This window comes from Sphingobium agrisoli (assembly GCF_041877245.1).
Classification (GTDB): domain Bacteria; phylum Pseudomonadota; class Alphaproteobacteria; order Sphingomonadales; family Sphingomonadaceae; genus Sphingobium.
The window spans coordinates 1-20,916 of record NZ_JBHDJI010000007.1 but is presented as its reverse complement, the minus strand read 5'-3'; the positions used below and the strand labels follow the sequence as shown (position 1 = coordinate 20,916).

At 63.6% G+C, this 20,916-nt stretch carries 10 protein-coding genes and 1 pseudogene; 6 read left to right on the top strand and 5 right to left on the bottom strand.

Going from position 1 to position 20,916, the window contains the following annotated elements:
* Window positions 1-124: 124 nt before the first annotated feature.
* The 4 genes from ACETPF_RS12405 to ACETPF_RS12390 form a co-directional block, all read right to left on the bottom strand.
* Window positions 125-481 (bottom strand): hypothetical protein, encoded by a 357-nt coding sequence (locus ACETPF_RS12405; RefSeq protein WP_373934808.1) that lies wholly within the window; start codon window positions 479-481, stop codon window positions 125-127.
* A gap of 82 nt (window positions 482-563) precedes the next feature.
* Entirely contained in the window at window positions 564-839 is a 276-nt protein-coding gene (locus ACETPF_RS12400; RefSeq protein WP_373934807.1) for a hypothetical protein, read from the bottom strand.
* Between the two features lie 223 nt (window positions 840-1,062).
* Complete coding sequence (locus tag ACETPF_RS12395) at window positions 1,063-2,865, bottom strand: acyl-CoA dehydrogenase C-terminal domain-containing protein (protein WP_373934806.1); 1,803 nt, start codon at window positions 2,863-2,865, stop codon at window positions 1,063-1,065.
* A 41-nt stretch (window positions 2,866-2,906) separates the two neighbouring features.
* Window positions 2,907-3,317, bottom strand: coding sequence for a MerR family transcriptional regulator (locus ACETPF_RS12390; protein ID WP_373934805.1), 411 nt, complete (start codon window positions 3,315-3,317; stop codon window positions 2,907-2,909).
* A 106-nt stretch (window positions 3,318-3,423) separates the two neighbouring features.
* Here ACETPF_RS12390 and ACETPF_RS12385 point away from each other — a divergent pair, with 106 nt between their 5' ends.
* The 5 genes from ACETPF_RS12385 (at window position 3,424) to ACETPF_RS12365 (ending at window position 9,280) form a co-directional block, all read left to right on the top strand.
* Entirely contained in the window at window positions 3,424-3,831 is a 408-nt protein-coding gene (locus tag ACETPF_RS12385) for a DUF2946 family protein (RefSeq protein ID WP_373934804.1), read from the top strand.
* A gap of 66 nt (window positions 3,832-3,897) precedes the next feature.
* Window positions 3,898-5,898 carry a TonB-dependent receptor family protein gene (locus ACETPF_RS12380; protein ID WP_373934803.1) on the top strand — a complete coding sequence of 667 codons (2,001 nt, stop codon included), beginning with the start codon at window positions 3,898-3,900 and terminating at the stop codon, window positions 5,896-5,898.
* A gap of 14 nt (window positions 5,899-5,912) precedes the next feature.
* Complete coding sequence (locus ACETPF_RS12375) at window positions 5,913-7,169, top strand: PepSY-associated TM helix domain-containing protein (protein ID WP_373934801.1); 1,257 nt, start codon at window positions 5,913-5,915, stop codon at window positions 7,167-7,169.
* A gap of 31 nt (window positions 7,170-7,200) precedes the next feature.
* Window positions 7,201-8,820, top strand: a complete 1,620-nt coding sequence (locus tag ACETPF_RS12370; RefSeq protein ID WP_373934800.1) for an NAD(P)/FAD-dependent oxidoreductase — start codon at window positions 7,201-7,203, stop codon at window positions 8,818-8,820.
* Window position 8,821: 1 nt separating this feature from the next.
* Window positions 8,822-9,280 (top strand): PilZ domain-containing protein, encoded by a 459-nt coding sequence (locus ACETPF_RS12365; protein WP_373934798.1) that lies wholly within the window; start codon window positions 8,822-8,824, stop codon window positions 9,278-9,280.
* Between the two features lie 19 nt (window positions 9,281-9,299).
* On the opposite strand, the pseudogene ACETPF_RS12360 reads toward ACETPF_RS12365, so the two are convergent.
* Window positions 9,300-10,025, bottom strand: a pseudogene (locus ACETPF_RS12360) (transposase); the annotation flags it as partial.
* A 422-nt stretch (window positions 10,026-10,447) separates the two neighbouring features.
* Here ACETPF_RS12360 and ACETPF_RS12355 point away from each other — a divergent pair.
* Window positions 10,448-20,916: VCBS domain-containing protein (locus ACETPF_RS12355; RefSeq protein WP_373934797.1), on the top strand; the 10,469-nt coding region annotated here is incomplete at its 3' end.

The following is a 20,916-nucleotide window of genomic DNA, read 5'->3' as shown; positions in this document are numbered from 1 at the left end:
CTCTCAACCGCGCCGCAGAAGAAGAGAGATGCCAGCCTTCGCTGGCATGACGGGTGTTTTTTTGGTCGGAGATGGGGTGTAGCGGAAAGTCCGCTCTCGAGTAGACGATAAATAAAATTGGACGTTATTCGACGTTGCTATACTCTTCGATCAGCGAAAATTTTGGACCCCACGGATCGCTTTCTAAACGGTAGCAATAGACAGGTATGCCCCCAACGGACGGCCCCGTGAATGCAAATTGCACGCAAGTTTTGCCCGGAAATTTCATCGTCTCGGCGTGACGACCTTCCATTACACGAGAGACCGGCTCACCTCCCTTCACACTCCATCGACGGATCGCGTCTTGGACGAAGGGCATATTCAAATAGTCGGCTTGCTTCCATGCTAAATAATTGGAGACTTGTTGAGACAAACTCGACACGGACTGCCCACTGGCATGTTCCCAAGCGGGCATACCCGCGAAGAGAATCATGAGGGCCATAAGCATTCTCTGCCGTAACATGCCGCTGTCGTATCCCAGTAGCGAACAAGGCGCAAATGATCGGCAGGTGAACCTGTTGGGATCAACAGGGGTTGTGCCAGAAGACTCCTTGGCCAAGTTCGGAATAGCATTTTGCTGGCAGTGGAAGGTTTTCCTGATTTTTCCGGACGGCATAGCCGTAGCCACCATCAATGCCCGGCTTCACCATAATATCGACGCCCCAACGATAAACCGTCACTGCATCTGGTTTTAGGCTCGCCATTTTCGGCGGCCACTCACGCATCGGGATATCTGCCCATGCGTTTGGCCGGCTAACAGGATACTCTACCATCAACGAGCGGGCTTCGCTTTCTATCACGCGTAACGTCGCTGGATCGGAAGTCGGAGAAGTGCAACCGCTAAGGAATGCGATGGCGAACGGCGCGGCGGCGGCAACGAGGTTCCTTGATCGGCCCATTGCTGAATTAAAGCACATGGCGAGCGCGTCCGCTATCGGGCAGGCTTCAAATAGCTTTAAGCGGCAAGAACTGGTCGATGACAGACACCCCCCTCCCGTAAACGGGAGGGGGAATATGCCCCCCTCACGCCGCCAGAAACAGCTCCGGGTCGAGCGCCATCAGGCTGTCCGCGCCGCCCTCGATCTTGCGGCGGAGCGAGCCTGCGTCGGGCATGATGCGTTCGGCGAAGAAGCGGGCGGTTACCAGCTTGGCCTCCAGGAACTTCGCGTCGCCTTCGCCCGCCGCGAGCAGCGCGGAGGCGGCCTTCGCCATCCGCAGCCACATGAGGCCGGTCGCGACGATGCCGAGGATGTGCATATAATGATGCGCGCCCGCGCCGGCATTGTCGGGGTTCTTCATCGCGTTCTGCATCAGCCACATGGTAGCGGCGCCTAACTGCCCGCTGGCCTTTTCCAGCGCTTCGGCGATCGGGGCGGTCTTTTCGTCCGCCTTGCCGGCGGCGACTTCCTCGCCCACCGTCTTCAGGAATGCCTGCAACGCGCGGCCGCCATGCATGGGCAGCTTGCGGCCGACAAGGTCCATCGCCTGGATGCCGTTGGTGCCTTCGTAGATCTGGGCGATGCGGGCGTCGCGGACATATTGTTCGACGCCATTTTCCCAGATGTAGCCATGGCCGCCGAACACCTGCTGCGCGGCGACCGCGACGTCGAAACCCTTGTCGGTGCCATAGCCCTTCACCACCGGGGTCAGGAGCTGGAGCATGTCGTCGGCGGCCTGCCGCTCGTCATCGGTCGCGGCGTTGTGCGACAGGTCGACCTGGAGCGCGGTCCACAGGGTCAGCGCGCGCAGCCCCTCGGTGATCGCCTTGCCCTCCATCAGCATCCGCCGCACATCGGGATGGACGAAGAGGGTGTCAGCCTTCTCCTCCGGCTCCTTGGGGCCGGTGAGCGCACGGCCCTGACGGCGGTCCTTCGCATAGTGGACGGCATTCTGGAAGGCGACGTCCGCCTGGCCCAGCCCCTGGAGGCCGACGCCCAGCCGCGCCGCGTTCATCATGATGAACATGGCGGCGAGGCCCTTATTCTCCTCACCCACCATCCATCCGGTCGCGCCGTCATAATTCATGACGCAGGTCGCGTTGCCATGGATGCCCATCTTGTGCTCGATCGACCCGCAGGACACGGCGTTGCGTGTCCCCAGCGATCCGTCGTCGCCCACGAAGAACTTGGGCACGACGAACAGCGATATGCCCTTGCTGCCTTCCGGCGCGTCCGGCGTCTTGGCGAGGACCAGGTGGATGATGTTTTCGGCAAGGTCATGCTCGCCCGCCGAAATAAAAATCTTCGTGCCGGTGATGGCGTAGCTGCCGTCGCCCTGCGGCACGGCCTTGGTCTTGATGAGGCCAAGGTCGGTGCCGCAATGGGGCTCCGTCAGGTTCATCGTGCCGGTCCATTCGCCCGACACCATCCTGGGGATGTAGCGATGCTGCAATTCGTCGCTGCCCTTCGCCAGCAGGGCGGAAATCGCGCCCGACGTCAGGCCGAAATACATTTCGAACGCCTGGTTCGCCGCCGACATATATTCGCCGAGCGCGGTCGCGATGATCATCGGCAGGCCCTGTCCGCCAAACTCTTCGGGCGCGTGGAGGGTGGTCCAGCCGCCCGCGACATATTGGTCATAGGCTTCCTTGAAGCCCTTGGGCGTGGTCACGCTGCCGTCGGGGTTGCGGGTGCAGCCTTCCTTGTCGCCGGAGGCGTTCAGCGGGAAGAGAATTTCCGCCGCGACCTTGCCGCCTTCGGTCAGGATCGCTTCGACGAGGTCCGGCGTGGCGGCGGAAAAGCCGGGCAGGTTGGCATAGCGGTCGAGCCCGACGACATGTTCCAGCACGAAGCGGGTGTCGCGGACGGGGGCGGCGTAGCTCGGCATGATCTTCTCCTGCGACTATTCTTATGAAACGGGGTAGGGGCTTATTTCTGTTCGATGGTGGCGACAAAATCGGCCAGTTCGGCGATGGCGGCGTCGATATCGTCCTTCTGCCGGGTGAGCAGGTCGATCCGCGCCTTGCACTTGCCGATCGTCACGCGGCGCTGCGCCTCATGCGCTTCATCGGCGTCGTACAGGTCGATCATCTCGCGGATGTCGGTGAGGCTGAAGCCCACCCGCTTGCCGCGCAAGATCCAGGCGAGGCGGGCACGGTCGCGGCGCGAATAGATGCGCGCCAGGCCCTGACGCTCGGGCGAGATCAGCCCTTCATCCTCGTAGAAGCGCAGCGCGCGCGCGGTGACCCCGAACTCCTCCGACAGGTCGGTTATGCTGTAGCTCTGCCGGTCGCTATGGTCGGGCAGCTCGATGCCTGCGATGTTGCTCAGCTTGCTCATGGGGCACCGATGTAAGTCAGCTTTACGTTTACGTCAATGTCAGTTGCGATTGATTGGACCTTTTGCCCAGGTGACAAGGTGTGCCGCCGCCGCTAGGGCCTGCGCCATGACGGGGGCCATCAGAGGATCAAGCAATGCGCGCGGCCTGCTGGCCGTGCTGGCGCTGTTCGTCCTTGCGGTCCAGTTGATCGCGCCGGCGGGCTTCATGCCGAAGCGGACCGAGCGCGGCGTGGTCGTCACGCTGTGCACCGGGCAGGGTGCGGTCAATGTGGTGGTGCCGCGCGACCGCGCGCCGGGCAAGCCGGACCAGCCCGATGACGGCATGACAGGGCAACAGCATTGCCCGTTTGCCGCCTCGATCCAGCCGGCCGTCCCGCCGCTGATCCTCGCCGATCTGGCGCTGCCCGCGTGGCAGCTGGCGTTCGGGCCGATCGCCTTCGCGCTGAAGACCGGTCTGATCGCCCGCCTCGCCGCGCCGCCGCCGCCGTCATCGGGGCCACCCGCCATCTTCTGAAACCACTAGCATCGCGCCGGCGGTCCCGCCGCGCGACCCCATGCCTGTTTTCAGAAGAGATTACCCATGCGTCCATATCATGCCGCGCGCAGCCTGCCGCTGTGCGCCATCCTCCTGTCCGTGCCGCCCGCCTTCGCCAATGAGGCGCCGGGCAGCACCATCATCGTCACCGCCATCCCGCAAGTCGAGGAGGCGATCGCCCGCGTCCAGCGCACGCCTGGCGGGGCCGGTGTCGTGGCCGCCGACGCCTTCGAGGATCGACTCGCCGTCTCGCTGCGCGACGCGCTCGCCTTTTCCCCCGGCGTCTATACCCAGCCACGCTTCGGGCAGGAGGTGCGGCTTTCGATCCGGGGATCGGGCCTGTCGCGCGGCTTCCACATGCGCGGGCTGACGCTGTTGCAGGACGGCATCCCGATCAACCTGGCCGACGATAATGGCGATTTCCAGGAACTCGACCCGCAGGTCTTCCAGCATATCGAGGTGTATCGCGGCGGCAACGCCCTGCGTTATGGCGGATCGACGCTGGGCGGTGCGATCAACGCGGTGACGCCGACCGGGCGCAGCGCGCCGGGTGTGGAATTGCGGATCGATGGCGGTAGCTACGATACGCTGCGAGGCAAGGCGGCCTTTGGCTACGCGGACGCGCGGGGCGATGCGTATCTGGCGGTGACGGGCGACCGCTCCGACAGCGACCGCGCCCATGGCGATCGCAAGGCGCTGCGCTTCAACGGCAATGCCGGGGTGCGGCTGACCGATCGGGTGGAGACCCGCTTCTATGCCAGCGCGCAGACGATCCGGCAGAAGCTGGCGGGCGCGCTGACCGAGCGCAATGCGCTGACCAATCCCACCACAGGCAATTTCGCAGGCGATCAGGCGCGCGACATCGATTCGCTGCGGCTTCAGAACCGCACCACGGTCGATCTGGGCGACGGGACGCTGTCTTTCGGGCTGTTCTACAACGCCAAGCAATTGTTCCACCCGATCTTTCAGGTGATCGACCAGAAGTCGCAGGACAGGGGGCTGTTCGCCAGCCTGGACCTCGCCGGCGATCTGGGCGGGATGCCGGTCGAGCTGACGCTGGGCAGCCAGGCGCGGTTCGGCACGGTCCAGGCCCGGCAGTTCGTGAACGTGGCGGGCCGGCGCGGCGCGATCACTGCCGACGTGGCGCAGACGGCGCAGACGATCAACAGCTATGGCGAAGCGCGGATTGCGCCGGTGGACCATATCTGGCTGATCGCGGGCGGCATCCACAGCCATGGCGAACGGCGCATCGCCAATCGCTTTGCGCCCGCCCGGAGCGGCGAGGCCAGCTTCGACGCCTTCGCGCCCAAGGTCGGACTGCTCTACGAACCCGCTGCGACGATACAGGTCTATGCCAATTACAGCCGGTCGATCGAAATGCCGGGCTATAGCGAACTCAGCCAGACCCCGGCGGGCGGGGTGCCCGGTTTTACCCCCGTGGGATTGCAACGGGCCTGGACCGCGGAGGTCGGCACGCGCGGGCGGGCAGGGATCGCCGTCTGGGACATCAGCCTCTACTGCGCGGACATTCGGGGCGAGATGCTCCAGTTCAACGTCGTTGCCGGCATCATCCCGGCCGCGACCTTCAATGCGGACCGGACGCGGCATCAGGGGATTGAGGCGGGCCTCGACCTTGCCTTGCTGCCCTGGGCGAAGCTGCGGCAGGTATATCAGTATAACGACTTCCGTTTTCGGGATGACGCGCAGTTCGGCGACAACCGCCTGCCCGTCATTCCGCGCCATCTCTACCGCGCCGAACTGACGCTGGGCGGCGAGCGGCTGAGCGTATCGCCGGCGATCGAGTGGCTGCCGCAGGGCGCGTGGGTCGATTACGCCAATACAAAGCGCACCGGCGGTTATGCGCTGATGGGGCTTACGGCGCAGGCGGCAGTGCGCGAGGGCGTCACGCTCTTCCTCGACGCGCGCAACCTGACGCAGCGACGCGCGATCGGTGACATCAGCGCGGTCGTCCGCTACAGCGGCCAGGCGTCATTCTACCCGGTCGAGCGCCGCGCCGTCTATGCCGGCCTGCGCGCGCGCCTGTGACGAAAGGGGATCGCATGGAAGACGCCGCTTTCTATCGCGCCATGTGGCGCTGGCATTTTTACGCCGGGCTGATCGTGCTGCCGGTGCTCGCGCTGATGGCGGTGACGGGCGCGCTTTACCTCTACAAGCCGGAGGTGGAGGCGTGGCTCTACCCGGTGACGCTCGACCGCGTGGTGGAGGCTCCCGCTTCGCCCGCCCGGCTGATAGAGGCGGTCGAGCGGCAGACGGGCGAGCGCGTCACGCAGGTCGTGATTCCGCATGCCGCGAACGAAAGCTGGCGGATGACCACGCGGCCGGGCGAAGGCGCGCCCGTGGTGCATTTCGTCGATCCCGCCAATGGCCGCATCCTGGGCGATATGCGTGGCGGCGGCATCATGGGTCTCGTCAAGAATCTGCATAGCCTGGCGTTGACCGGCGCGATCGGCAACCGGCTGGTGGAGGTCGTCGCAGGCTGGGCGATATTGCTCTGCGTTACCGGCCTCTATCTGCGCTGGCCCCGGCGCGGCCAGCCGGCGCTTGTCGTACGGGGCAGTCCCAAGGGCCGCCTCTTCTGGCGCGACCTGCACGGGACGCTAGGGTTCCTGTCGGCGGCGGTCATCCTGTTCCTGGCCGTGACGGGCATGCCGTGGACCGAGGTCTGGGGCGGTGGACTGCGCGCCGTCGTGGCGGCGAACGGGTGGGGGCGGCCGAAGATGGCGTCGATCCCCTTGAGCGCCCCTGCGAAGGAAGCGCTTCCCTGGACGCTGCGCGACGGTGGCAGCGGCGCGGGTGCGCCGGGCGATGTCGGTGTGGATGCCATCGCGCGCGTCGCCGCCGGGCGCGGGATCAGGGGGCGCTATCAGATCATCCTGCCGGCGCAGGCCGGCGCGCCCTATCTGGTCGTCACTTTGGTCGAGCGCGCCGACCACGCCCGCGCGCTCATGATCGACGCCGCCAGCGGCGCGGTGGTGCAGGACATGGACTGGCGCATGTTCGGCCCCGGCGCGAAGGCGGTGGAATGGGGCATCGCCACGCATCAGGGCCAGCAATATGGCGAGGCGAACCGGCTGCTGATGCTGGCGGGCTGCCTCTGCTTGCTGGCGCTCTGCCTTTCCGCGCCGATCCTCTGGTGGAAGCGCCGATTCGCCACGCCGCCCCCGGCGACGCCAGCGGCGCGTCGCACCGTCGCAGGGCTGATGGTCGGGATCGGCATCCTCTTTCCGCTGACCGGGCTCAGCATGGTCGCGGCGCTGCTGGGGGAAGGCATGGCCCGCCGCTTCGCGCGGGGGTGACGGCGAAGCGGAGAGGGCTTATGGGGCGGGGATGATCCGCCTGTCCGGCCTCAAATTGCCCCTCGACCATCCCGCCGACGCGATTGCCCCCGCCATCTGCGCGCGGCTCGGGGTCGAGCCGCATGATCTGCGCGGCCACCGCCTCGTACGCCGGGGCAATGATGCGCGCCGCCGCTCGGCGATCCAGCTCGTCTATACGTTCGACGTCGATGTGGCGGACGAGGCCGAAGTGCTGACCCGCTTCGCCCACGACCATGACGTCCGCCCGGCCCCGGACACGACCTACCGCTTCGTCACCCATGCGCCGCAGGGCTGGACGGGCAAGCGCCCGGTCGTGATCGGCGCGGGGCCGTGCGGCCTGTTCGCCGGCCTGATTCTCGCGCAGATGGGGTTCCGCCCGATCATCCTCGACCGGGGCAAGGTGGTGCGGGAGCGGACCAAGGATACCTGGGGTCTGTGGCGGCGCGGCGAGTTGAACCCCGATTCCAATGTCCAGTTCGGCGAGGGCGGGGCAGGCACCTTTTCGGACGGCAAACTCTATTGCCGCGTCAAAGACCCCCGCTTCCTGGGCCGCAAGGTGCTGGAGGAATTCGTCGCGGCCGGCGCGCCCGACGACATCCTCTGGGAAGCGCATCCGCATATCGGCACATTCCGGCTCGTTTCCATGGTGGAGGCGATGCGCCGCCAGATCGAGGAGCTGGGCGGTGAGTATCGCTGGCAGGCAAGGGTGGACGACCTGCTGCTCGACCGCACGGGCGAGGGTACGCAGCGGCTGCGCGGCGTCGTGCTGGCCGATGGCGGCACGATCGAGAGCGATCATGTCGTCCTCGCCATCGGTCACAGCGCCCGACCGACCTTTGAAATGCTCCACGCGCGCGGCGTCCATATGGAGGCCAAGCCCTTCTCGATCGGCGTGCGGATCGAGCATCCGCAAAGCTGGGTGGATCAGGCCCGCTACGGCAACTGCGCGGGCCACCCCGACCTGGGCGCGGCGGCCTACAGCCTCGCCCATCATTGCGCCAATGGCCGCACCGTTTACAGCTTCTGCATGTGTCCCGGCGGGCGGGTCGTCGCCGCCACGTCGGAGGAGGGGCGCGTCGTCACCAACGGGATGAGCCAGTATAGCCGCGCCGAGTTCAACGCCAATTCGGGCCTCGTCGTCGGCATCGAGCCCGAACGCGACTATCCCGGCGGGCCGCTGGCGGGCATCGACTTCCAGCGGCATTGGGAAACCCAGGCCTTCATCGCCGGCGGCTCTTCCTACCATGCGCCGGGGCAGACGGTGGGCGATTTCCTCGGCGGCCGGCCCTCGACCGCTCTGGGATCGGTGGAGCCCAGCTACAAGCCCGGCGTCACCCCCACAGATCTTGCCCGATGCCTGCCGCCCTTCGTGATCGAGGCGTTCCGCGAGGCGTTGCCGGTGTTCGGCCGGCAGATCGCGCGCTACGATCACCCCGATGCGGTGATGACGGGCGTCGAGACCCGCACCTCCTCGCCATTGCGGATCAACCGTGGCAGGGATTTTCAGAGCCTCAATGTCGCGGGCCTTTATCCGGCGGGCGAGGGGGCGGGCTATGCCGGGGGCATCCTGTCCGCCGCGATCGACGGGATCAAGGTCGCCGAAGCCGTCGCGCTGGCGATGGCGGGGTGACATGAAGCCACCCTATCGGCCCCGGCTCCATCGCTTCTATCGCGCCGCAAGCCGTCTGGCGCTCCGTCGCGCCTCGACCCTGCGGACGGCGGACGGGGTACCCGTCGACGTGTGGCTGGAGGATGTGTCCCTGACCGGATGCAGCCTGTCGGGCGTGCCTTCACTCGTGCCCGGCGCATCGGTGCTGGTCGGCCTGTCGGGAGTCGGTGCGCGCCCAGGCCGAGTGATCTGGGCGCGGGACGGACGTGCTGGGTGCCTTTTCGACGTCCCCCTCTCCGCCGCAGAATTCGACCTGGCGAAACAGGCCGGCATCATCGTCCGCGCGAATTTCGCCGTGGGCGCGGAGGCGGAAGAGATGGCTGTCATTTCCACGGCCAAGCGTGGACTATGGGCCGGCGCGATCATCGTTTTGGCCGTGCTGGGCCTGCTGGTGGTGGCCTACTCCGTGGGAATAGTCTAACCATTAGAGCGACTTCCACTCATTCTGTTTCACATCGGCACGAACTGGAGTAGTTTGCACATTCGAGGGGTGAAGATGTCGATGAGCCTGCCGATCTGACCCCACAGCCCGCTGACGGTTCGTTCGCCCGCCTTACCAACCATGGCCTTGAGGCGAGACAATGCTTTGTCGATGGGATTGAAGTCGGGCTGTAGGCCCGGAGCAAGCGCAGGGTTGCTCCCGCCGCTTCGATTCGATCGTTCACGGCGGCTCGCTTGTGGCGCGAGAGGTTGTCCATGATGACGACGTCGCCGGGCCGCAGTTCGGGCCACCGAGCACCATCGGCGCGACCATGCCGGTCATGCGCAGGCCGGCCACCAGTGGTGGTCTTGCGAAGACCATGCGGGTAGCCCATCCGCAGTTGCTCACCCTTTGCGCAACGGCCATGGCCGCGATCATGTTGCTGGCCGTTCAGGTCTCGTCGATGAAGACCAGGCGTTCGGGGTCGAGATCGATCTGACCGTCAAACCAGTGCTGGCGTTGCCTCAGGACGTTGGGGCGATCTCACTCAATCGCGTGCCCGGTCGCTTTTGCGCGTGATCCCGTGACGGACGAAAACGCGATGCACCGTGCCGATCCCAGCCAGAGCGCCGCGCTCGATCAGCCGCACCTGAAATTTGGCCAGGGTCATATCGCCCTGCTCGGCGATCAATCCCCGAACAAAGCCGCCATGCGCTTCGATCCTGCCCGAATGCCGGTCTGTCCCGAAGATTCCGTGAAATTGTGCGAGCCGTCCATGCCGGCCTCCTGCCAACTAGCGGGAAGTGTGAATCACATCAGGTCACCGATGGAAATCGCCGCCGGGTTAGTTCGTGGAAACTGCTCTGACACCCCCCCTCGGGGACTTGCGGTGAAGCCAATATAGGCGCGGATCATCAAGCTCCGCTCGCTCTATATTGAGAGAAAAATGACCCCAAATCCGATGACTATCCCGCATTTGGGGTATTGCGCCCGTGCTTCTTTATGATGAATATACCGGTAATAGTAATTCTTCGATCGTAGTATGATCAAGCTAAGTATATAGAATCGTTACACGAATCGTAATAAATAATCCGGTCGCATCGGTATGAAATTCGCTCCTGCACATGGCGTGCAGGGGGCCATAATGTTGTGCATATGGGGGCTTTTATGGACGGCGGGCTGAACATCAACCTGAACGATAGCAATCTGACCGGCGGCGTTACAGAGGATGCGGATGTATCCGCGGGCTCTCTCAGGAAGACTGGAAAGATCTACTTCACTGATGGCAGTGGCCAACCGGGCCTGGAGCAGACGCCTTTTGCCGAGCGTATAAGCGGGCCTGAACTCGGCTCGTTGCTGGTCACGATCAACGATCCGTCCGAAGGATCCACCGAGTCCGGCTTCGTGGCATGGGAATTCGCCGTCGATAACAGCGCGGTCCAATATCTTGCTGAGGGCGAACAGGTTACCCAGAAGTTCACAATAACGATCTTCGCCGCCGACATGATGACGACGACGACCGAGGACGTGACGATTACCATCACCGGCACCAATGATGGCCCCGTGTTCACCAGTTCGCAGTCCAGCCCCGCAAGCCTGACCGAAGACGCTACCCCACCGCTTACCGGAACGCTGACTTTCAACGATGTCGACGTCCGCGATACGCACAGCATTTCCAACGTCAGCCTCGCCATGTCAGGCGCGACGACCGGCCTGTCCGCGACCGACGGCCAGTTGAAGGCGCTGTTGACGACAGCGATGACCTCCACCACGACAGATGCCGGCGGTTCGGTCGCCTGGACCTTCACCAACACGCCGTCCTATTTCCAATATCTTCAGGCCAGCCAGACGCTGACGCTTGCCTACACGATCACGCTGAGTGACGGACACGGAGGCACCGATACGCGCACTGTCACAATCAATGTCACGGGCGCGAATGACGGGCTGGTGGTCGCCGCAGATCAAGGCGCAGTCATCGAAGCGGGCCAGGATTCAACCGGGCTGATCGCCGGCACCCCCAGTGTGTCCGGCAATGTGCTTACCAATGACACCGATGTCGATGCGACGGATTCCAAGTCTGTCGATGGCATCGCTTTCGGCGATGTCACCGGCACGGTGGGGCAGGCTCTTCAGGGCAAATATGGCTCGCTGACGATCGCGGCGAACGGCGCCTACACCTATGAGCTTAACAATCTGGGCGACGATACGCAGAAGCTGAAGGCTGGCGACATCGTCACCGACGTCTTCACCTATCACGGCCGCGACGCTGCGGGCGCAGGCGGTTCGGCGACCCTCACCATCACCATCACAGGCACCAACGACGTGCCCACGGCTGTTGCGGATACCTATGCAGGAACGGCGCTTGTAGAGGCGGGATTCGCGGGCGCGGGTAACGAGACCGCGACCGGCAATGTCCTGACCAACGACAAAGATATTGATGCGGGCGATACCCAGACGGTCGTCGGCGTGGTCGCCGGGTCGCAGTCTTCGGCCAGCGGCGGGGTCGGCGCGACCATCACCGGCACGTATGGCGATATCACGATCGCGGCCGACGGCAGCTACACCTACACGCTGGCGAATGGCCGCGCCGCGACCCAGGCGTTGACCCAAGGGCAGCCGGTATCCGAAACCTTCACCTACACCATGATGGATGGCGGCGGCGTCACCTCGACCGCGACCCTGACGCTCGCCATCACCGGCGCCAACGACGCGCCTGAGGTGCTGGAGGTTCTGACCGGCTCCATCACCGAGGATGCAGTCATTCCGTTGACCGGAAATGCGTCGGCCAACGGCAATTGGACCGATATCGACAGCGGCGAAGCAGCCAATCTGCGGATCAGCGAAGCGGGCAAGGACGACGAGCTTGCAGCCTTTGCCGCCGGCACCGATGGCGAAATGGCGATCGACGGCACCTACGGGACGTTGTACCTCAAGAATACGGGCGAGTATCGCTACGTCCTCGACAACGACCGCGCAGTGACGCAGGCGCTCGACAGCGCGGATCACCCCACCGAGACCTTCACCTACACGGTGTCGAACGGGGCAGGCGCCGGCAACGCGGACACGGCGCAGATTGTCATCACTGTCAACGGGCTGAACGATGCGCCGGTGCTGAGCGGCGTCACGCAGCCGGGCGATATCATCGAGGCAAGCGATGCGTCCGCGCAGGACATCGCGGCGATCACCGGCACGATCAGCGTTTCGGACAAGGATGCAAGCGACATGCTGACGCCGCAGGTTGGCGCGCCGACGGTGCTGCTGAACGGCCAAACGCCGGTGGCCATCCCGACCGAACTGACGGCGAACGGTGCATTCACGCTCGCGATCAACGATGCCGCCTCCGCCTCCAACGCATCGCGCACCGTTACCTGGACCTACAATCCCGCCGCCGCCGATCTCGACTTCCTTGCCGCCGGCGACACGCTCACCATCAGCTATCCGGTGACCGTGACCGATGGGACGAGTGCGTCCACCGTGCAAACGGTCACTATCACGATCAAGGGCACCAATGACGGCCCAGTCGCGATCGACGACAGCAATGCTGACGATGATGTGATCGAAGCCGGCGGCTATAGCAACGGCACGGCCGGCGACGCTTCGGCCATCGGCAATGTCCTCAGCAATGACAGCGACGCTGACCGCAATGCCGTGCTGAAGGTGACCGCCGCATCTGCCGAGGGCGCTACCACCAGCAGCGACGTCACAAGCCAGGGCACCCAGATCACCGGCAAATATGGCGTTCTCACCATCCATGAAGATGGCACATATAGCTATGCGCTAAACAATAGCGCTCTCGCCACGCAGGCGCTGAAGGCGGGTGCCGTTAGCGACGATGCCTTCACCTACATCGTTACCGACGATCAGGATGATTTCGCCGTCGGCACCCTGACCATCAGCATTGAGGGCCGCAACGACGCGCCGGTGATTGCGGCGCACGCGACGAGCACGATCATTGAGTCGTCGACATCTATCACCGGCACGGAAGTGGCGGGCGATGCCGCCTCGCGATGGTCGGACGCGGACGGGGACACGCTCACTGTCACGACCGGGTCGTTCGGTAGCAACGCGCAGGCGGACCTGACCTTCGCCGGTGGCGAAGCCGAAATACAGGGCGAATACGGCTCGCTCTTCATCAAGGCTGACGGCAGCTATCGCTATGTGCTCGACAACGGCAACGCCACCGTTCAGGCGCTGACTGCCGCCGACACGCTGACCGAGACGTTCAACTACGGCATCAAGGACGATAGTTCGGACCCGCTCGGCGCAAGCAGCACCATCGAGATCACGATCACCGGCAGCAATGACGCGCCGGTGATTTCGATCGAACAAGGCGATTTTGCCGCCCGGACACTGAATGAAGCCAACGATCCCCTGTCGGCCAGCGGCACATTAACGCTAAGCGATGTCGATACCAGCGGCGACTACAGCTTCTCGGTCGCGGTTCAATCGGTCACCGGACCCCGTAACGGCATAGACAATACGGCGCTCCAGGTGATGTTCACCCCGCCTGAAACGCTCGCCTCCCTGACCAATGGGGCCGCGTCGATCGACTGGTCCTTCGATTCCGATGCCCAGACATTCGACTATCTCGCGCAAGGCGAGGAACTGACGATAACCTACCGGCTGACCGTCGCCGAGAATGGTGGCGGCACCGACACGCAGGATGTCGTCATAACGATCAAGGGCACGAACGACGCCCCCGAGATCACCTCGGCAGCTTTCACGAAGGAATTCAATGAAGGCGAAGCCAATCCGCTGACCGTTAGCGGTACCTTCGACTTCACCGATCTCGACATATCGCAGGACGGGACGCACACGGTCGAAAAGAGCGTCGTCCGCTCGGCCGACCAGGGCGTCGCCTTGCCCAATGAGGCGGCGGTGCTGAACGCGTTCACCGCCGATCTTGTCGATACGGGCACCGATAGCCAGCATGGCAAGATCGGCTTCACCTTCTCGGCCGCCGACAGCCTCTTCGACTATCTGGCCGACGGCGAGAAGGTCACGCTGACCTACACGGTAACGGTCAAGGACGGCAACGACACCACCGATACCCAGACGGTGACCATCATCGTCACCGGCACCAATGACGGGCCGGTGTTCGAAGGTGACCCGGTGGCAGTGTCGTTCAGCGAAGCGGAGGGCGGGCTTGGCTCGGGTGATTTCTTCGACGATGGCACGCTGGTGTTCCGCGATCTGGATGTCACCCAGGACGGCACGCACAGCATTGCGCCCATCTCGGTTGAGGTCGTGGGCGCAGACACCGGCGCCGGACAGCCAGACAGCGACACATTGCTCAGCTATCTGACGCTTGGGCCAATTTATCAGAATGACACCGATGCCCAGCATGGCAAGCTGGACTGGGAATTCACGGCGCCGCAAGCGACCTTCGATTATCTGGCCGACGGTCAGACGCTGACGATCGAATATACGGTAGGCGTTTTCGACGGAACCGATACCGGCACCCAGACGATTACGGTCACCATCACCGGCAGCAACGATGAACCGGCGATTTCTGTCGAAGCCGGGGCCGGGGATGCTGATGCCCATCAGTTCGACGAGGGCAACGCCGCGCTGACCGTCAGCGATACGCTGACGGTCACCGATGTCGATCTGGCCGATATTCACACCGCAACGGTGACGCTCAAAGACGTTGAGGGCAATCATCCTGGTATCTTGAACGACGATCTGGAAGCGATGTTCTCGCTCTGGACGCATACCGATCTGACCGACCCCGATACGGGCACTGGCACGCTGACCTGGACCTTCGATTCCGGCTCGCAGGCGTTCGACTATCTGGCGGCCACCGAGTCGCTCGTCCTGACCTATGAAGTCACGGTCAGCGACGGCAAGGGCGGCACCGATACGCAGGATGTCGTCATCTCCATCAACGGCACGAACGACGATCCGGTCATTTCTGTCGGCGCCGGGGATTCCGTCATCGGCGGCGTGACCGAAACCAACGCCGGGAATCTCATTGTCAGCGATACGCTCAGCGTGGCCGATCTCGATCTTAGCGATGTCCATATTGCAGAGGTCGAAAGCGTCACCGTAAAGAATAACGGCTTCACCAATGGGATCGATCCGGCGGCCCTGAAGGCGATGCTGTCGGTAGCGCCGTCCCCCCACTTGACCAGCAACAGCACCGGTACGGGCAGCCTGACCTGGACGTTCAACTCCGGCTCGGAGGCGTTCGATTATCTCGCCGAGGATGAAACGCTCGTTCTGGAATATGTGATCGCAGTAAGTGACCGCCAGACAGGCGTGGATACCGAAACGGTCACGATCACCATCACCGGCACCAACGACGATCCCAAAATCGGCGTTGGCGGAGACTTCAGTGAAAGCTTCGACGAAGCCGCAACCGGCACTACCGCCATCAGCACCAGTGGCAGCTTCACCGCCAGCGACATCGACCATACCGACATACTGACCGTCAGCGAGGGCACGACCAGCATCGCCTGGACAAAAGACGGTGTGCCCCAGGGCAATATCCCGGCCGGTGTCGTCACCGCGCTGACCGCTGAAAATGCTTTCACCGTCACCCAACTGGCTGGCGGCACCGCCACCTGGACCTGGAATACCTCGCCCGATCTTAACTTCCTTGCCGCCGGGGAAACACTGACCATCACCACCCCGGTGACAATCAGCGACGGCAAGGGCGGGACGGCGACCGAAGATGTCGTCATCACTGTCACCGGCACGAACGACGCGCCGGTCATCACCACCGGCACCATGACCGGATCGCTGAGCGAACCGGCCAACCATAGCGGCGATACGACCCCGCTGACGGCGGTAACCGGCAGCTTCAGCATCGCCGACGCTGACACCAACGGCCAGACCGTCCTCACCAAGGCGTTCGATACCGGGACCGGGCATGTCAACGGCTACACCAGCAGCTTCACCGGCCGCGTGCTGACCGATGCGCAGAAGACGGCGCTGCTGAACGCGCTGACGCTGACGCCCCTGACCGGCAATGACGGCACCGTCACCTGGACATACCAGGTCAGCGAAAGCCAGATCGACTTCCTGCGCCAGGGCGAGGTTCTGAACCTCTATTTCGCCGCCACGGCCAATGATCAGAGCGGCGCAGGCAATGCGACCGCCTCGACCGGAATCGTCATCACCATCACCGGCGCGAATGACCCGGTGATCGGCGGCACCGCCACGCTCAGCGCCACGGTCTCCGAACCGGCCACGGGCGTCGTGGAAGCAACCGGCACCATCGCCTATAGCGACACCGATGCTTCCGCCCATGCGGTGCAGGTGACGCCGCTTGACAGCCAGCTTGTCGGCGGCACCGGCACGCTGACCGCTTCCGTCACCAACTCGGCAGCCGATGATGGCCAGGGTATCGTGACCTGGAACTACAGCGTGTCCAGCGCCGTCACAAACTATCTGGCCCATGACGAAACGAAGATCGAAAAATATCGCATCCGCATCATCGATTCGGCGGGCCAGGCGCTCGAACGGATCGTGACGATCACGATCAAGGGCACCAACGACGCGCCTGTCATCGGCGTTCAGACGGACGTCATCGGCGCGGTTACGGAGCAGCTTGACCAGACCGGCAGCGCAACATCTCTGACCGACAGCGGCAGCTTCGCCTTCTCCGACGTCGATCTCGCCGACGCGGCCAATGAACATAGTGCTTCCGTCCTGTCCGTGACGAAGGCCGACACAGTAACGGGCCTGATGCTGGACGACACTGCGCTGAAGGCACTGCTGACGTTCGTGACGACGCAGACCGGATCGGATGGCACCGGCGGCAAGATCGACTGGACCTTCACCGCGGCTGACTCCGCCTTCGACTATCTCGACGCGGGCGAGCATCTGACGCTCACCTACACGGTACGGGTCGCGGACCAGCATGACGGCTTTGTCGGCCAGACGGTCACCGTCACGGTGAACGGCAGCAATGATGTCGCGGACATCACCGTAGCCAGCATTGCAGATGTCCGGGAGACGAATGCATCCGGCGATGCGGACGCGGCCGTTTCGTTCAGGATTGCCGACCAAGTCACGATCGTTGACCCGGACAAGTCCGATGCGATCGACCCGACAAAATATGTTGCAGATTCCGGCACGCCAAGCATTGCTGAAGGCAGCGCAGAACTGCCCGGCCAAGACTTGCTCGAACTTATCACGTTCGACGCGCAGACGGGCGAAGTAAGCTACAACCGCGCCGACTTTAACTGGCTGGGCGCGGACCAATATGTCACCTACAGCATCGCATTCCAGGCAAAGTCCGGGAATGACGATCCGCAGGACAAGACCCTGACCTTCACGATCCGCGGCGACAATGATGCGCCGGTGATCGGCTTCCTCACCGATGTGATCGGCACAGCCACGGAAGGAGACGCCCCGACTCTCGCGGACACGGGCAGCTTCACCTTCACTGATGCCGACTTGGTCGATGACGAAACGGAGCATAGCGCGAGCGTCAAGTCGGTCGCGGTCAGTGGCAATGATGGTGGTCTTATCCTTGACAACGCGGCCCTGGAAAATCTGCTGGACCTGACCGTGACGCAGACAGGCGCCAACGGCGAGGGGAGCGTCGCCTGGAATTTCTTGGCCGCCGATGCCAGTTTCGACTATCTCAAAAAGGATGACATCCTTACGCTGACCTACACCGTCGAGGTGAAGGACAAGCAGGGCGCGTTCTTTACGCGGGACGTCACTGTCACCGTCACCGGCACCAACGACGCGCCGGTGCTTTCGACCATCGATCCCGCCGATCCTGTCGGCGAGGCCAATGGCATACAGACGTTGGAGGTGGGCGGAACCCTGACCATTCTCGACCCGGATCTGGGCGACATTCTGACCCTGTCGCATGCAGATCCTGTCGTCCGTCTCATAGATGCGTCAGATATAGAGGTGAGCGGTGGTTTCAGTCTGCCTGCGGATTTCCTCAGCAAGCTGATCCAATTCGACGACGATGGATTGCCAGCAACCGGGGAAGCCCGCACGATCGACTGGTCCTTCAGTGCAAACGCAGATTTCGACTTCCTGCGCGCGGGCGACACGCTGACGCTTACCTATATGGTCACGCTGAGCGACGGGAAGGGCGGCACCAGCCAGCAGCCGATCGTCATTACCATCACGGGCACCAATGATGCGCCGACTATCTTTGCTGCGTCGACTGCGCCCAGCGCGGTAGTCGAGGGCAGCGATGCCCAGACCAACGACAGCGTCAGCGGCAACCTGTCCGGCGTGGACGGCGCAAACTGGTTCGACGCCGACCGCACCGAGGATGCCGCGCTGCAGGTCACAAAGGGCGCTTTGGGTGATGCGACCCAAACCGCTCTCACCTTCGACGGCTTGGCTAGCGGCGCGCTGTCCGGCGAAGCGAAGATCGCGGGCAAATATGGCGACCTGTTCGTCAAGGCGGACGGCACCTACCGCTATGTCCTGAACGATGCGGATACCGACACGCAGGCGCTCGATGGCGGTCAGTCGGCCAGCGAAACCTTCCACTATACCATCGCCAATAATGACGGGGGTTCTGACAACGAAGCGAGCAGCACGCTGACCGTAAACATCACCGGCGGCAACGACGCGGCGATAATCACTGTCTCCGATCCGGCGGCCGTCACCGAAAGCAACACGACCGCGACCGTGAGCTTCAGCGTTGCCCAATATGTCACCATTACCGATCCCGACGCGCAGGACGCGGCCGCGCCGACCAAATATGTTGGGGGGTCAGGCAGCATCTCCGCCGAAGGGCCGCCCCCTGCCAGCGGCACGCTCACAGGTCTCGTAACCTTCGACGCCGCGACCGGCGCGGTCAGCTATGACCGTGCCGCCTTTAACTGGCTCGATGATGACGAAAGCGTCACCTACACCATCGCCTTCAAGGCGCAGTCCGGCAATGATGGCCTTGTCGACAAGACGCTGACCTTCACTATCAATGGCGAAAATGACGCCCCGGTGGCGGTGCCGGACAGCGCCAGCCTGGCGGAAAATGTCGGCGGCACCTTCGATCTGGTCGCCAACGATACCGATGCGGACAAGAACGAGACCAAGACGCTCCAGAGCTTCACCGTCGATGTCGATGGCATAACCGGCCTCGGCACCCTCACGTCCGCCGAGAAAGCCGACATCGCCAATGATTTCGCGATCGTCGGCGGCAAGCTGGTCTTCACGCCGTCGGTCGGTCTCCCCAGCACGACAGAGGCCGTCTATGATCGTCTGGCCCCTGGCCAGAGCGCAACGATCACGATCAACTATGTCGTGGTCGACGACAGCAATGCCGCCGCCAATGGCACCTTCACCCTGACCATCACCGGCGCGGCGGAGAATTTCACCGGCACCGCATTTGACGATACGCTCAACGGATCGGGTTCGGACGATGTGATGTCCGGCCTGGGCGGCGACGACAGCCTGATCGGCAATGGCGGCAAGGACACGCTCTATGGCGGCGAGGGCAACGACACGCTCTCGGGCGGCAGCGGCGACGATGCGCTCCATGGCGGCACAGGCGACAATATCTTGATCGGCGGGTTGGGAGATGACACCGCCTATCTCGACGGCAACTGGGCCGATTACACCATCAGCCGTGCAGGGAGCACCTACACCCTCAGCCGCGATGGCGAGAGTGTGACCGCCACCTCGGTCGAACTGTTCAGTTTCAACGGTGGCACGGCGGTTGCTGCGGCCGACATCCTCAACGACGCCCCGACGGCCACTGGCCAGTCGGTTACCGTCGATGAGAATATCGCCGACACCCTCACCCTCGCAACGATCAGCGCGTCCGATGTCGATGCGCCGCTGGGCGATACGCTCAGCTATGCCATCACTGGGGGCAATACGGGCGGCCTGTTCGAGATCGACGGCGCCGGCGCCATCTCGCTAGCGGCCGGCAAGGTGCTGGATTATGAGAGCGCAACCAGCCACACGCTGACCGTCACGGTCACCGATGCAAAGGGCGCGACCGCCACTGCGACGGCGACGATCACCGTCACCGACCTCAACGACAATGCACCGGTATTCACCTCCCTCGCGAGCGCGAGCGTGGCGGAGAATGCCGATATCTCGACCTTGGTCTACAAGGCGGTGGCGACCGACGCCGACGTGAATTTCGGCGCAGTAACCTATGCGCTGGGCGGCATCGACGCGGGGGCCTTCACCCTTGATGCGACAACCGGCGATCTCAAGCTGAAGGCGAGCGCCGACTATGAGACGAAATCCGCCTACAGCGTTGACATCACGGCGTCGCAGGGCAGCGGGCCGTCCACGACCAAGACGGTAACCATCAACGTCACCAACCAGAATGACGCGCCGACCGCTACCGGTGCGACAGTAACGGTGGCGGAAAATGTCGCCGACACGGTGATCCTCGCCACGATCCTGGCGAACGATGTCGACGGCGATGGTCTGACCTACGCCATCACCGGCGGCAACAGCGCGGGCCTGTTCGAGATCGACAGCATGGGCGCCATCTCGCTCGCGGCCGGCAAGATACTCGACTATGAAAGCGCGACGAACCATGTGTTGACCGTCACCGTCAGCGATGGCCGGGGCGGCACCGCCAACGCGACCGCCACGATCCATGTTGCCGACGTGAACGACAATGCGCCTGTGTTCACCTCGGGCGACACGGCGAGCGTGGCGGAGAATGCGGCGACCTCGACCGTGAT